This is a genomic window from Mucilaginibacter sp. Mucisp73, assembly GCF_059491465.1.
The window spans coordinates 6,399,913-6,413,099 of record NZ_CP168507.1; the positions used below are offsets into that span (position 1 = coordinate 6,399,913).

At 42.8% G+C, this 13,187-nt stretch carries 12 protein-coding genes; 7 read left to right on the forward strand and 5 right to left on the reverse strand.

Annotated elements, in window-relative coordinates:
• Positions 1 to 41: 41 nt before the first annotated feature.
• The 5 genes from ACEN82_RS26670 to ACEN82_RS26690 form a co-directional block, all read right to left on the reverse strand.
• On the reverse strand, positions 42 to 1,745 hold the full coding sequence (locus tag ACEN82_RS26670) for a CocE/NonD family hydrolase (RefSeq protein WP_413321512.1): 1,704 nt from the start codon (positions 1,743 to 1,745) through the stop codon (positions 42 to 44).
• A 30-nt stretch (positions 1,746 to 1,775) separates the two neighbouring features.
• Positions 1,776 to 2,474 carry a LytR/AlgR family response regulator transcription factor gene (locus tag ACEN82_RS26675; protein WP_413321511.1) on the reverse strand — a complete coding sequence of 233 codons (699 nt, stop codon included), beginning with the start codon at positions 2,472 to 2,474 and terminating at the stop codon, positions 1,776 to 1,778.
• Complete coding sequence (locus tag ACEN82_RS26680) at positions 2,471 to 3,529, reverse strand: sensor histidine kinase (RefSeq protein WP_413321510.1); 1,059 nt, start codon at positions 3,527 to 3,529, stop codon at positions 2,471 to 2,473. Before ACEN82_RS26680 ends, ACEN82_RS26675 begins: the two co-directional genes overlap by 4 nt.
• A 177-nt stretch (positions 3,530 to 3,706) precedes the next feature.
• A complete protein-coding gene (locus tag ACEN82_RS26685) occupies positions 3,707 to 4,192 on the reverse strand; it encodes a hypothetical protein (RefSeq protein WP_413321509.1) in 486 nt (161 codons plus the stop codon).
• A gap of 63 nt (positions 4,193 to 4,255) precedes the next feature.
• Positions 4,256 to 6,592: an efflux RND transporter permease subunit gene (locus tag ACEN82_RS26690; protein ID WP_413321508.1), complete on the reverse strand. Its 2,337-nt coding sequence runs from the start codon at positions 6,590 to 6,592 to the stop codon at positions 4,256 to 4,258.
• A 414-nt stretch (positions 6,593 to 7,006) separates the two neighbouring features.
• On the opposite strand from ACEN82_RS26690, the gene ACEN82_RS26695 reads away from it, so the two are divergent.
• From ACEN82_RS26695 to ACEN82_RS26725, 7 genes are all read left to right on the forward strand, one after another.
• Positions 7,007 to 7,375: a diacylglycerol kinase family protein gene (locus ACEN82_RS26695; protein WP_413321507.1), complete on the forward strand. Its 369-nt coding sequence runs from the start codon at positions 7,007 to 7,009 to the stop codon at positions 7,373 to 7,375.
• Complete coding sequence (recO, locus tag ACEN82_RS26700) at positions 7,365 to 8,090, forward strand: DNA repair protein RecO (protein WP_413321506.1); 726 nt, start codon at positions 7,365 to 7,367, stop codon at positions 8,088 to 8,090. The genes ACEN82_RS26695 and recO overlap by 11 nt, the downstream gene beginning before the upstream one ends.
• Positions 8,091 to 8,441: 351 nt before the next feature.
• Complete coding sequence (locus ACEN82_RS26705) at positions 8,442 to 8,960, forward strand: hypothetical protein (protein ID WP_413321505.1); 519 nt, start codon at positions 8,442 to 8,444, stop codon at positions 8,958 to 8,960.
• Positions 8,938 to 9,243 carry a toxin-antitoxin system YwqK family antitoxin gene (locus tag ACEN82_RS26710; RefSeq protein WP_413321504.1) on the forward strand — a complete coding sequence of 102 codons (306 nt, stop codon included), beginning with the start codon at positions 8,938 to 8,940 and terminating at the stop codon, positions 9,241 to 9,243. Before ACEN82_RS26705 ends, ACEN82_RS26710 begins: the two co-directional genes overlap by 23 nt.
• A 93-nt stretch (positions 9,244 to 9,336) precedes the next feature.
• Positions 9,337 to 9,642, forward strand: a complete 306-nt coding sequence (locus ACEN82_RS26715) for a toxin-antitoxin system YwqK family antitoxin (RefSeq protein WP_413321503.1) — start codon at positions 9,337 to 9,339, stop codon at positions 9,640 to 9,642.
• 84 nt (positions 9,643 to 9,726) lie between these two features.
• Positions 9,727 to 10,269: an endonuclease V gene (locus ACEN82_RS26720; RefSeq protein ID WP_495644150.1), complete on the forward strand. Its 543-nt coding sequence runs from the start codon at positions 9,727 to 9,729 to the stop codon at positions 10,267 to 10,269.
• 491 nt (positions 10,270 to 10,760) lie between these two features.
• Positions 10,761 to 13,145, forward strand: a complete 2,385-nt coding sequence (locus tag ACEN82_RS26725; RefSeq protein WP_413321501.1) for a glycoside hydrolase family 3 C-terminal domain-containing protein — start codon at positions 10,761 to 10,763, stop codon at positions 13,143 to 13,145.
• The last annotated feature ends 42 nt before the right edge of the window (positions 13,146 to 13,187 follow it).

The following is a 13,187-nucleotide window of genomic DNA, read 5'->3' on the forward strand; positions in this document are numbered from 1 at the left end:
ATATCCCTGCCTCTTGTTTCCTGGGCATCTCGTGTCTTTCCTCACTTCAATACCGGAACATTAATGTAGCTATCATTAAACCATTTTATTTGCAGTGGTTCTTTAGCATCGCTGATAGTTTCGTCACTTACATTTTTTCCTGTTCCGTAGTTAATCTGCTCAAAAGGGCTTTTGTTGATATTGAGCAGGATCACAATACGGCTGCCTTTGCTGAATTGCCTGCTGGTGATATAGCTGTTAGTAAAAGGGATGCTTTCCATTTGTCCCGGTTTTAACAAATGCCTTTTCTCCGGGTTTGTAGCATAACTCGCCCTGCCCATAACGTAGGTGAGGTAAAAGTATTTTCCGTCGGGCATTTCTTCAAACATCACTACGTGGTAGTCCATATCTTTTTTATTGATGATGGTTTTTAAAACCCCCGAAAAAGCTCCGCTTATAATTAAAGGTTTTGCGAGCGGAGCACTTTTAAAAACAATGCTGCTACCCGTATTCAGCGTGTCATAAATAAGCTGGTTTAAAAAATAATAGCTGCTGATACTATCGCGGTTGGCAAAATCTACGCGTTGCGACGCGAAAGTTGTTTTGACTGGTTTAACCGGATTTAACCGGGAGTTATCCAGGTAAAACTTCAGGGTATCGTTACTCATTTGCTTTAACAATGGCACATGTTTCCACTCGTTGCTACCCATAACTTCAAAGTTGAATTTATTCTTCAGGATAGCAGGTTTGGGTTTGTTTTTGAAGATATAATCAAACCACTGGTAAATAATTTCGTGGATGTTGATCTGCGCCACGTCATCAATGCGGTAACCATTAAAAACCGAATCGGGATGCCCTTGTGAACCGAAATGCCCGTAGGGGCCGATGATGACATAGTGGTTGGCATTATGATTATATTTAAGATGTTCGCGATAGTAATACATGCCGCCAATTTGCCCGCCATCGTAGTAGCCGGTAGTTGTTAACACGGGTATGTTGATATCTGCAAATTCTTTTTTATAAGAGATCATATCCTGCCAGTATTGATCATAAGTGGGGTGTGCTACCCAGTGCTTGAACATGTGGTTAACTCCGCGGCCGGTAAGGCTATCAAGGGTATGATAAGCTAAGCCTGCATTATACCATTTCCAGTACAACTGGTTCCACTTCGGACTGTTGTAATCTTTTTCATCCAGAAATTTATTGTTGCTGGTGTAGTAGGTCCACGAAAAAACAAAGCTCATTTGCACGTTATTGGTCATGGGTACATCAAGTCCGGGTGCTACCGCGGCCGATGGCACAATGGTTTTAAGAGCAGGGTGAAGCTTTTTGGTAGCAGCCCATTGTGTAAAGCCGTTATAGCTTCCGCCGTACATGCCAACCCGGCCATCGCTCCAGGGTTGTTTGCTGATCCAGTCGATCACATCGTATGCATCGCGGCCGTCGGTTTCATAAGCCAGCGGCTGGCCAGGGCTGTTCCATTTGCCGCGGGCATAGGCAAATATACCAACATAACCTCTGTCTGCAGCTTCCTGGATTTTTAATGAATCTGTTCGTCGGGCATAAATGGTAAACTGGAAAATAGCTGGCAGCTTTTCGGTTACGCCTTTTTTGCGGGCCACCATCACGGTAACAAATGCGCCGTCACGTGTTTTTAGCAATACGCTATCCTGAAGGTAAGATCCCGTAGCTTTTTTGCTTTGTGCCAATGCCATGCTGCCAAAAACAAAGCATAGCAATAGCAGGGAGAATAATTTTCTCATCATTTTTAATTATTGTAATATGTAATGGTTGATCTACTTATTTGCTGCCCAGTGCCTGAATTTTGCCGATTGCCGTTCGGATACTTCCAGTTGAGCACCTGTACTAAGCGTTATTTTTAAACGGCCATCCACCGTTGTTATGGTTTGGATGTATTGCCTGTTAACAATTTGCGCACGATTGATCCTGAAAAAGATATTGCTGGTCAATTTATCTTCCAACTGGTTAAGAGAGCTTTTCAGGAACACATTTTTATTGCCAAACAAAATCCGGGCATAGTTATCCATCGATTCGATAAGATGTACCGAGCTCCATTGGATAAAATGGTATTGTTGACGGTCTTTCACAAAGATCTGCCCGGCAGGATCTGCTTTGCTTAACCGCTGCCTTGCCTGTACTATGGCTTTTTCAAATCTTTCATCGCGGATAGGTTTTACAAGGTAATCAAGCGCACTTACTTCGAAAGCTTTAACCGCATATTGGTCATAAGCCGTTGTAAATATCACCGGTGGTACCTTCTCTAACGATTCCAGTAAGTCAAAGCCTGATTTTTCGGGCATCTGGATGTCTAAGAAAAGGAGGTCGGGTACTTGGTCATTTATTATTTTCAGGGCATCGTCGGCGTTGGCGGCTTCTCCCGTAATTTCAAAGTCAGGGTAATTGGCCAACAGTCGCCGTATTTCATTTCTGGCAGCGCGTTCATCATCAACAATCAAGGCCCTTATCTTTGTCATAAAACAGGAATTTTAATGGTTGCTGTTACTATATCATTTGTTTCGCTGATGGTAAAATGGGCAAAGTCTTTGTATTGTAATCGCAAACGCTCAGTTAGGTTTTTAAGGCCAAGCCCGCTGCTATCGTGCGTCGGATTTAACCGGCCGGGATTACTTACGGATATTATCAAATTGTCACGATCATTAATAAGTTGTACCCGAATGAGCCCACCTTGTTTTTGCTGACTGATGCCATGCTTTATCGCATTTTCAACAAGCGTTTGAATACACAAGCGGGGAATAAGTATACTATGATACTCATCGCCCGCTTCAATGTGATACTGCAAACGCTCTTCAAGCCGGAGTTTTTCCAGTTCGAGGTAATCTTTAACAAGTTCCAGCTCTTCTTTTATGGAGATCATTTGTTTGTCGCCGCTGTAAAGGGAGTTCCGCAGCAGATCGGCCAGCAGGTCGATTGCCCGTCTTGCCGATTTGGGATCATCAATAACCAAAGCTTTAATGTTATTTAAAGAGTTGAATAAGAAATGTGGGTTAAGTTGTGCCGAAAGGTTGTTAAGCTGCGCATCGCGCGTAATAACCGCCAGCCGGGCATTTTCTCTGGCAATGCTGATCTCGCGTTTTGAGTAATGGTACATGTGGTAAGCCAGTAGCCAGATGGACATTAACCGTACCCCGGCCACGAAAATGCTATCCCGGTAGAAATCAAAAAAATCACCGAACGCTTCCGAGAAGCCCGGTTTAAACCACACTCTGAAAAGGTAAACCTTTGAAACAGTTACAAACAGGTAAACCAACCCCAATACGACGACTGCGGGTATCAACCGGGGTAATAATTTGTTTAATCCGAGGTTTTGCCAGCCCAATTTTACGGCAAAGCGATGGTAAAGGTGGGTTATGGTAATATAAACGGCAACATCGGTAGTAAATTGAAGAATGCTTAACCACCAGTTAAAGCCCGGCTGATTGTAGCCGGTATATCCCCAGTAAAGCGCCGCAACCGACCAGCCAATGAGTTGACATTTCCAATAAAGCGATATAGTTACCTGTTGTTTCAATTTGCTTGCTGCCGAATTATTATCAAAGCAACAAAAACTATTATATAGTTAAAAGATAAAGTACATGAGTGCAGATATTTAGGGGATGAGCGCGGGAAGAGAATCGAGACTTTTAGACATAAGAGCCAGGAATGTTATGACCTGTAAAGCCTTCACAGATTTGTAACTTTAAGTGGGTTACTTCTTAGGGACTTTAAGTTTCTTCTCTCTCTTATTATCAGATACCATTTTTACAATGGTTTTACCCTGGGTTAGCTGTTTGGCATCTTTAACTTTTGCCAGCGAATTTTGCCAGGCCTCATCAACCAGTTTTTTTATTTCCTGCTGCGGAAAAGCTTCAATATCGTTCACCAGCAAATAGCGGTACTGCTTGCCTTCGCCGATAAGTATTTTTTGCGGATCGGAAAGTTCGGAGCCCCAGTAAAAGCCGAAATGAGTATTGTAATTGCCCCCACGGTACAGGGCAAACGAGCAAAAGATATGGCTCATTTTTTCGGTAGGCGACCAGCCCACGGCCAAAGCATTATAATTGTCATAAATAAGTTCGTTGGCCTGAGGGTACAGATCCCATATAAAATCGCGCAGCCATAAGGCACGTTCCCGCACTTCGGATGGGAAGGTTCTCATAAAGAAAAGCAGATCGGTAACCTCTTCTTTCGGCATAATATAAATGTACAAAGAACTCGCCTGAACCAGGGTGGCAGACAGGAAAATTAATTTCTAATTCTATTCATCAATATCCGGCCCCTTGATCTTGTTACGATCAACACCACCTTCAAGTGATAACAAAAACGCAGGCAGCAACGTAAGGTTACTGATCATAGCCACCAGCAAGGTTATAGATAATAGTACGCCCAGGGCAACGGTGCCGCCAAAATTTGATATCGCGAAAATACCGAACCCAAAAAACAGTACCGTAGCAATGAAGATCATGCTCACCCCGGTTTCGCGAATGGTATCTGAAACTATTTGCGAGATGCTCTTTTTGCTGTGGCGTAATTCATGACGGTAACGGGTAATGAAGTAAATGGTCTGGTCGGACGAGATACCCATGGCAATACTGAAAATCAATATGGTTGATGGTTTAAGCGGGATACCGAAAAAGCCCATGATGCCCGCTGTGATAACAAGAGGAATAAGGTTTGGCACCAGTGATATGGCAATCATTCTTATACCCCGGAAAAGGATCCACATTACGCCCGCGATAAGTACAATAGCCCACGCCAGGCTTTCATATAGGTTTTTCAACAGGTAGTTGGTGCCCTTTATAAATATGATACTCGACCCAGTCAGCTCAACATGAAACTTCTTCGGGTTAAAGATCGAATCGATGCGTGGTTGCAATTCGGCCAGTACGGTATTCATTTTTTTTGAACCGGCATCAACCATTTCAAAGGTAACACGGGTAACGCGGTGAGTACTGTCCAGATAGGTTTTTAGCAGGCCGCTTGTACCTTTGCCTGAGTTGCCGGCATAGTTGAGGATAAAGTTTTGCTCCAATGCGTCGGGCAGGCGGTAATATTCAGGACTGCCGCCGTAAAATGCCTGTGTGCTGAATTTCAACACCTGGATCAATGATACCGAACGGCTAAACTCCGGGTAGGAAGAGATCAGTTTTTCCAGTTTCTCTACCTTGCGGATAGTAGCCAGATTCATTACCCCGTTTTTGCGTTTGGTATCGATACTAACCTCTAAAGGAAGCACCCCGTTAAAATTCGATTCAAAAAATTTAAGGTCGTGCAGGGTGTTGTTGCTTTGGGGCAGGTCGTCAACCACATAGCCATTGATATTGATCCTGATCATACCAACAATGGCGATGACAACCAATAGGACGGTGGTTAAATAAATAGTTTTACGTTTGGTATGCACCAGCTTATCTAAAGTGGCTAATAAGCCGTCCATCAGTTTACTGTCTTTAATACCGGTTTGGCTTGCCTTTGGTGCAGGCAGAAAACTGAATATAATAGGAACCAAAATAAGGCTCAAGGCAAAGGTTCCCATGATACCAATTGATGCTATTAAACCAAATTGGGTAAGCAATTCGCTATTGGTAAAGCATAACACACCAAAGCCAATAGCCGTAGTAACGTTGGCTATAAAGGTGGTGATACCTGCTCGCTCAACGGCAACCTCCAAAGCAGCCATTTTATTACCACTGATACCATACTCGTGAAAATACTTATTGAGGATAAATACACAGTTAGGGATCCCGATAACCACAATAAGCGGCGGGATGATACCGGTTAATAATGTCATCTCATAATGCATCATTTGCAGTATACCAAGGCTGAATATTACACCCAATATCACGATCAGCACCGGGAAAATAACCGGGAATACCGAACGGAAAAATAGCAGCAGGATAAGAGCGGTAATAACTACCGAAAGGCTCAGGAACAACGAAAACTCATGGGCTACCAGGTCACCAACCACCGTGCGGATAAGCGGTAAACCCGAATAATGTACTTTGATATTATGCTTGTTTTCAAATGCCTGCCCGAGTTGATCAATCTTTTTAATAATAGGTACGCGGAATGGCGTATTAATGATCTTGTCATCAAAAGTGATGGCCATCAGGGTACTCTGGCCATCGTTACTTACAATCAACCCCTTATAAAAAGGCATGGATGTAAGTTGTTGTTTTATGCTGTCAACTGCTGCGCCGGTTTGCAGCGGACCGCTAACCAAAGGCTTGAGCACAAACTTATGTTGCAAGGTGTCCTTTTGCAGGTTATAGATATTAGCCGCCGAGATCACAGCCTTGATCCCTTTTATTTTCTTTAACTGTTCGCCAATCTGGTACCAGTCGTTAAAAACATCTTTATCAAAAATATTGGGCGACTTAATACCGATAACCATTGATGAGGCATCCTGCCCAAAGGTTTTCTTAAACTCGGCATAGCGGATAAATGCCGAATCGGTAACCGGAAGTACCTTACCGCCATTGAAGGTTATTTTTACTTTCGAAGCTTCATAACCCATAAAAGCGCTTAGCGCCAAAACGCAAATAAAAATTATCAGCCTGTTTTTAAGAATTGCAGAAGCTATATGTTTCCAGAACATTATTAACAATATATAAGAGAGAGGCGCAAAACTACAAAAAATGCGTTATCTGCCTATTAATGATAGTGATAATGTGACAATGAGTTAACGGGTAAAGGATTGTACGTTATCGCTTGATCTACTTGCGGCGTTTAGTGTTCAACTTTTTTAGGGCTGAACACTTGTTGTTTTTTTATAAAATATTGACCTTGATAATCAGTGAGTTATGTTTTGTTGAATTGGCTGTTTTTGGATATTTGAACGATTTTATATTGATAATCAGGGTTTTGTGTTTTGGTAAAAGAAAAAGTTGAACACCAGTTTTTTAAAAGTTGAACACTTGTATTATGCCCTTTGCTATTGGTGCCGTTACCTATGGCAGGAGCGCTGTAAATGCGCTATCCGCATTTGTGCCTAAACTTTGTATTTTTGAACATGAAAAGGTTGGTACGCAGTTTTGGTTTTGCGTTTAAGGGTTTGGGGTATGCTGCTAAAACCCAGCCTAACTTCAGGTTTCATTTGGTGGCCGGAACGATTGCAGTAATCCTGGGCTTACTTTTTCAGATCTCAACTGCCGAGTGGCTTTGGCTTACGGCCTGCATTACCGTAGTGCTTATCACCGAATTACTCAATACTTCGCTCGAAACACTGACCGACCTGGTTTCGCCTACTTATAACGAAAAAGCGGGGCATGTAAAAGATATAGCTGCCGGAGCCGTTGTTGTGGCTGCATTATTCGCGTTGATAACCGGGATAGTTATTTTTTTACCGAAGATCATTTTATTGATAAGGCATGCTGCATAAAACCCGGGGTATCATATTCAGGGCTACCGATTACGGTGAAAGCAGTGTGATCGTACAGATCTTTACCGAGAAATTTGGTCTGCAATCGTACATCATTAATGGTGCTAAAAAGCCCAAGGCTAAGATAGGCAGGAACATGCTGCAACCCCTGCATTTGTTAGATCTGGTGGTTTATCACAAAAATACAGGCAGCGTGCAGCGCATTTCCGAATTAAAGAATGCGCCGGTATTGCTCAGTATCCCTTACGATGTGATTAAGAGCTGTATAGCCATATTTTTGAACGAGGTGCTATATAAAGCCATCAAGCAGCAATCGCCGGATGAGAACCTGTTCGACTTTATTTTCAGCGCTATTGAATGGCTCGATCATCAAACAGAAAGTGTTGCTAACTTTCACCTGGTATTTTTAACCCGGCTTACCCGTTACCTCGGCTTTTACCCCGACCGCTACATGGCGGGTGAAGCTGATTATTTCGATATTAAAAATGGTCAATTTACCCGTTACAAGCCCGAGAGCATTTCCTATCTTTCGCCGCCCCACACCCCAAATTTTGGATTGGTATTACAAACCGGCTTTGAAGACATGCACCTGCTTAAACTAAGCAACGATGAACGCCGCTACCTGGTACAAAAGCTGCTGGAATATTACGCTATGCATATCGAAGGCTTCGGCAATATCAAATCGGCCGATGTATTGGAAGAGGTGTTGGCGTAGAATGCCGACTTCGCTTCGTATTAAACAAGCGTCATTGAGGAACGAAGAATCTAATATTAGAAAAGTCACGAGTACCCCAAAGCACTCAGTCTTACCCTGCATACTCGCGTCAGAAATGAGAGTGGAATGTTTCGGTCTGAGAGTATTTGATTTACCTACTCTGTTGCATAGTGTAGATTCGGAGATAAATTTGCTATTTAAATAACAGCAATTTTATAGTGTTGTACCAATTGTCAAAGATATTTACTCGCATTGATGGATTTTGCCAGCAAAGATGAGAAGCAGATTTCAATAAAATTTACTGAGCTCCCGGTGTGACAGCCATGGTTAATGTAAAAAGCTAAATAGGTTATGGAAATAAAATATATGACATTGTTGAACGATAATCGGTCGGCGACAGCAATGAATTCTGGTATAAAAAAGATTGCGCGTGCTATTTCGATAGAAGAAATTATCGCGTTGGAAAATTTATATAACGGAGGAAATCAGTTTCCCGCAGCGCTTCGTGAGCTTTTGCTTTTAGCAGGCGGATATTGTTACGTTCTTGATTATGGATTAAACGATAGTCAGGCTGAAATGCAACTAACTTCGAGGGAATATTTGACATTTCTCGGGCGCAATAGGACTATTTCGAGACCATTTTACGTAATTGATGTATACAACGCCGGTGATCAATTCCTTTTTGTATACTTGGACGAAGGAAAAGATGATCCTACTGTTTACGAAGCATTCCTTGACGGAGATCTTTATAATAGAGATAACTGGATTAATGTTGTTACATCACCATTGACTGCTTTGATAAACAGCCGCATAAAGAGATTTTTAAGTAGCGATAACCCTTTTGATAATGGAATTAAGAGTAGCATATGACGATTTGCAAACAGCTGGTTTTGACAGCGGCGGTGGTGAAATCTTGCACTATAAGGGAAAAGCTTTTACTGGAATGGTGCTGGAACTCGCCAGCGATGGAACGTTGATCCACGAAGAGGAATTCAAGAATGGTCACAGGGATGGCATCGAACGCTCATTCTTTCCCAATGGTCAGAAACAACTGGAAGGTTTTATTCGATTTAATAACCCTTATGGTCTTTATCGGGAATGGGATATAAACGGAAATCTAATTGATCAATATGACTGGGGCCCGGAACCGTGAGATCATCCAAGCCTTAGTTCTGACTGGTATTTTATTGAACCGTCGGCGAAAATACGATCAAATCTCCTGGCTGATTTTTTTAAGTTAAAAACTATGGAATTAAGAGTAGAATATGACGATTTACAAAATGAAGGTTTTGATAGCGGCGGCGGAGAGATTTTGTATTATCTGGGGCTCCCTTTCACAGGGACAATTGTGGAATATAATAACGATGCAGTGCTCATTTATGAAGAGGAATTTAAAAACGGACACAGAGACGGTGTAAGGCGGACCTATTTTGCAAATGGCCAGAAAGAAAGGGAATACTTTCAAAGATTTAATAAACTTTACGGAATGCAACGCGAATGGGATACAAGTGGAGACCTTGTCTATCAACATAACTGGGATGCAGAACCATAAGAAGATACACGGTTTTCGGCCTTTTTTATTTATCCGCGGAGGCAGCTGATACCGGATTTTATCAAATGGTTATTGCACCATTTATTGATAGTAACCAGAAACTTTAACACAGAAATTATTCAACCCATGATTTTGGCCATAGATGTTCACTATAAAGGTGCATTAGCAAAGGTGGTTGGTGCTTTTTTCGAACCTAAAGCGGCCAAGGCGGTCCAATATATTACAACCTACATTAATGGTGTTGACGAGTATGTTCCTGGCGAATTTTATAAGCGTGAATTGCCTTGTATTCTTAAACTTTTAGAGAAAGTTGAATTAGGAAAGCTTAATGCCATTATCATTGACGGAAATGTTTTCATTAATAATAATGGCGATTTTGGCTTAGGAGGCAGATTGTGGGAAAGCATCGATCATAAGGTAGCTGTGATAGGTGTCGCAAAATCATTGTTTAAAAATACCGAAGATAAGGTCATTGAGATCCAACGGGGTAAGAGTGAAAAGCATTTGTTTGTTTCGTCAATCGGCATTGATCTCGCGGCAGCAGCGTCCTTAATCCATAATATGCATGGAGAATATAGGCTGCCCTCAATTTTAAAGGAAGTTGACCGCCTAACCAAGGAAGCCTAACAGCTTTATAATTTAAAAAACGTAAACCCCTATTAACAATGCGGTATCACTTAATGACTGATGCCGATTACTACATTGCACATTTAGTTACCTTAATATGACGAGCACTCTATGAAACTTGTTATGCCCCTGCAGTTGCACATTCCCTGCATGTTCCGCCCGTTTTCGCCCGAAGCTTACCTGCTGACGAAGAACGCCTTTTTTAACATGTCATGGGTAGGAACGAAGTATCTTCTTCACCCTGTATAGCGGCTCTGTATCTTGAAAAGATTCTTTGTTATCGTTCAGAATAACAGGTAGTTTAAAATTTATCATTATCCCATTTTATCGTCTAATTCCTACCTTCCCATCCGTATTCTTCATCTATTCATCGATAAAACTTGCTATTGTAAAACTTAATTTTTACTATTGTGTAATAATGACACAAAGAGTATATTTTCATTGCTGTCGTTATCGCCAATTAGCCCCTTTAACCTATTTAATTTTAAAAAATGAGAACGAGCTACAAACTACACGTTGCTTTAGCATGCGTTTTATTTGCCGGTGGCATCCACCAGGCAATACAAGCCCAAAGCAAAAGCCCTGCCCCACAATTAAGCGCAACAAACGTAAAGCAGATTGTTGCTGCCATGACACTCGAAGAAAAATCGAAGCTTGTTGTGGGAATGGGTTTTAAGATGCCGGGCGTACCGCCGCCGGTAAAGGGCAAAAAACCTGAGGCAATTGATATAGGCGGTTTTAAATTACCACCCTCTGATCCGGATGCTTATAATATCCCCGAAAAAGTACCCGGAGCTGCCGGTCGCACGCATGCTATTCCACGTTTAGGCATCCCGTCTATCACGGTATCTGATGGTCCGGCAGGGTTGAGGATCGAGCCTATCCGCAATGGCGATAAATCAAAAACCTATTATGCTACGGCGTTCCCGGTTGCCACCTTGCTGGCCTCAACCTGGGATACACAGCTTGTAAATAAAGTTGGCGTTGCCTTTGGTAACGAAGTGCGCGAATATGGTGTGGATATTTTGCTTGCACCAGGCCTCAACATTCACCGCAACCCGCTCGGCGGCCGGAATTTTGAATATTATTCTGAAGATCCTTTAGTGGCCGGCAGTATGACCGCGGCCATTGTCAATGGTATCGAATCAAACGGGGTAGGTACTTCTATTAAACATTATGCGGCTAACAACCAGGAAACCAACCGTAACTCCATCAACACCATAGTAAGCGAACGTGCTATGCGCGAGCTTTACCTGCGCGGTTTTGAGATTGCGGTAAAAAAAGCACAACCCTGGACAGTGATGTCGTCATATAACAAACTGAACGGCACTTTTACGTCTGAAAGGCGCGATCTGCTCACTACCATTCTTAAAAGGGAGTGGGGTTTTAAAGGTTTTGTCATGACTGATTGGTTTGGCGGTAAAGATGCCGTAGCGCAGATGAAAGCAGGCAACGATCTGTTGATGCCCGGTAACCCAACCCAATCTGATGACATAGTGGCTGCTGTAAAAAGCGGGAAACTTAGCGCTCAGCAACTTGATGCCAATGTCGAGCGTATCCTGAATGTAATTATACAATCACCTACGTTTAAAAAATATAAATACTCTGATGCTCCTGATCTGGCCGGTCACGCTGCTGTAGCCCGCGAGGCAGCCGCGCAGGGTATGGTACTTTTAAAAAATGATGACCATGCACTGCCATTTGGTGCCGGTAAAAGGATTGCAGTGTTTGGCAATACCTCGTATGATATTATTGCAGGTGGTACCGGCAGCGGCGATGTGAACAAAGCCTATACCATTTCGTTAATGCAGGGTCTGGCCAATGCTAACTTTAAGCTACAGGAAACGCTTTCGAATAATTACAAAGCATATCTTACCGATATGAAGGCCAAACAGCCAAAGCCTAAAAACTTTTTTGACCATCCAGCCCCAATACCCGAAATGGATGTGAACGCTATCGTAGGCGAGGAAGCTAACGGTGCTGATGAAGCGCTGATCACGATAGGCCGTAATGCCGGAGAAGGTGCCGACCGTAAACTGGAAAGCGATTATTATTTAAACGATGCGGAGAAAGGGCTGATCAGCGGTGTTGCCAACGCTTTTCATGCAAAAGGCAAAAAGGTAATTGTTGTGCTTAATATTGGTGGTGTGGTTGATGTTACCGCCTGGCGCGATAAGGTTGACGGGATTTTATTAGCCTGGCAGCCAGGCCTGGAAGCCGGTAACGCCATTGCCGATGTGTTAAGCGGTAAAGTAAACCCATCGGGCAAACTGGCGACCACTTTCCCGGCCGACTATAAAGATGTGCCATCGGCCAATAATTTCCCCGGTACGCCCGAAGGTAAACCAACCCAGGTTATCTATGAGGAAGGTATTTATGTAGGTTATCGTTACTACGATGCCGCTAAAGTTACCCCGGCCTATGAGTTTGGCTATGGCTTGTCATACACCAACTTTAAATTCAGCGATTTGAAACTGAGCTCAAAGGTTTTCAAAAACGCGATCACCGCTACTGTGACTGTTAAAAATACCGGTGATGTTGCCGGCAAAGAGGTGGTGCAACTATATCTCGCTGCTCCTAAAAAGGACCTGGACAAACCGGAAGATGAACTGAAGGCTTTTGGTAAAACAAAGCTGCTCGCACCGGGCCAATCTCAAACACTAACGTTTACTATCAAAGCAGCAGATTTGGCTTCGTTTTATACCAACAGGCAGGCCTGGATAGCTGATGAAGGAGACTATAAAGTGAAAATAGGTTCATCATCGCGCAAAATTGAGGAGACGGCATCTTTCAGCCTCGCCAAAGATATCACTGTTGAAAAAGTAAACAAGGCGCTGCTGCCCGAACAAACCATAAAAGAACTAAAACTAAAGTAAAACCAACCCCTGCCTCTGCAATATTTTTTGCAGGGGCTTTTT

What these genes read in the sequence shown, in the direction of transcription:
- ACEN82_RS26670 (WP_413321512.1), bottom strand. Translation starts at nt 1,745, where the DNA reads ATGATGAGAAAATTATTCTCCCTGCTATTGCTATGCTTTGTTTTTGGC.
- ACEN82_RS26675 (WP_413321511.1), bottom strand. Translation starts at nt 2,474, where the DNA reads ATGACAAAGATAAGGGCCTTGATTGTTGATGATGAACGCGCTGCCAGA.
- ACEN82_RS26685 (WP_413321509.1), bottom strand. Translation starts at nt 4,192, where the DNA reads ATGCCGAAAGAAGAGGTTACCGATCTGCTTTTCTTTATGAGAACCTTC.
- ACEN82_RS26690 (WP_413321508.1), bottom strand. Translation starts at nt 6,592, where the DNA reads ATGTTCTGGAAACATATAGCTTCTGCAATTCTTAAAAACAGGCTGATA.
- ACEN82_RS26695 (WP_413321507.1), top strand. Translation starts at nt 7,007, where the DNA reads ATGAAAAGGTTGGTACGCAGTTTTGGTTTTGCGTTTAAGGGTTTGGGG.
- recO (WP_413321506.1), top strand. Translation starts at nt 7,365, where the DNA reads ATGCTGCATAAAACCCGGGGTATCATATTCAGGGCTACCGATTACGGT.
- ACEN82_RS26705 (WP_413321505.1), top strand. Translation starts at nt 8,442, where the DNA reads ATGGAAATAAAATATATGACATTGTTGAACGATAATCGGTCGGCGACA.
- ACEN82_RS26710 (WP_413321504.1), top strand. Translation starts at nt 8,938, where the DNA reads ATGGAATTAAGAGTAGCATATGACGATTTGCAAACAGCTGGTTTTGAC.
- ACEN82_RS26715 (WP_413321503.1), top strand. Translation starts at nt 9,337, where the DNA reads ATGGAATTAAGAGTAGAATATGACGATTTACAAAATGAAGGTTTTGAT.
- ACEN82_RS26725 (WP_413321501.1), top strand. Translation starts at nt 10,761, where the DNA reads ATGAGAACGAGCTACAAACTACACGTTGCTTTAGCATGCGTTTTATTT.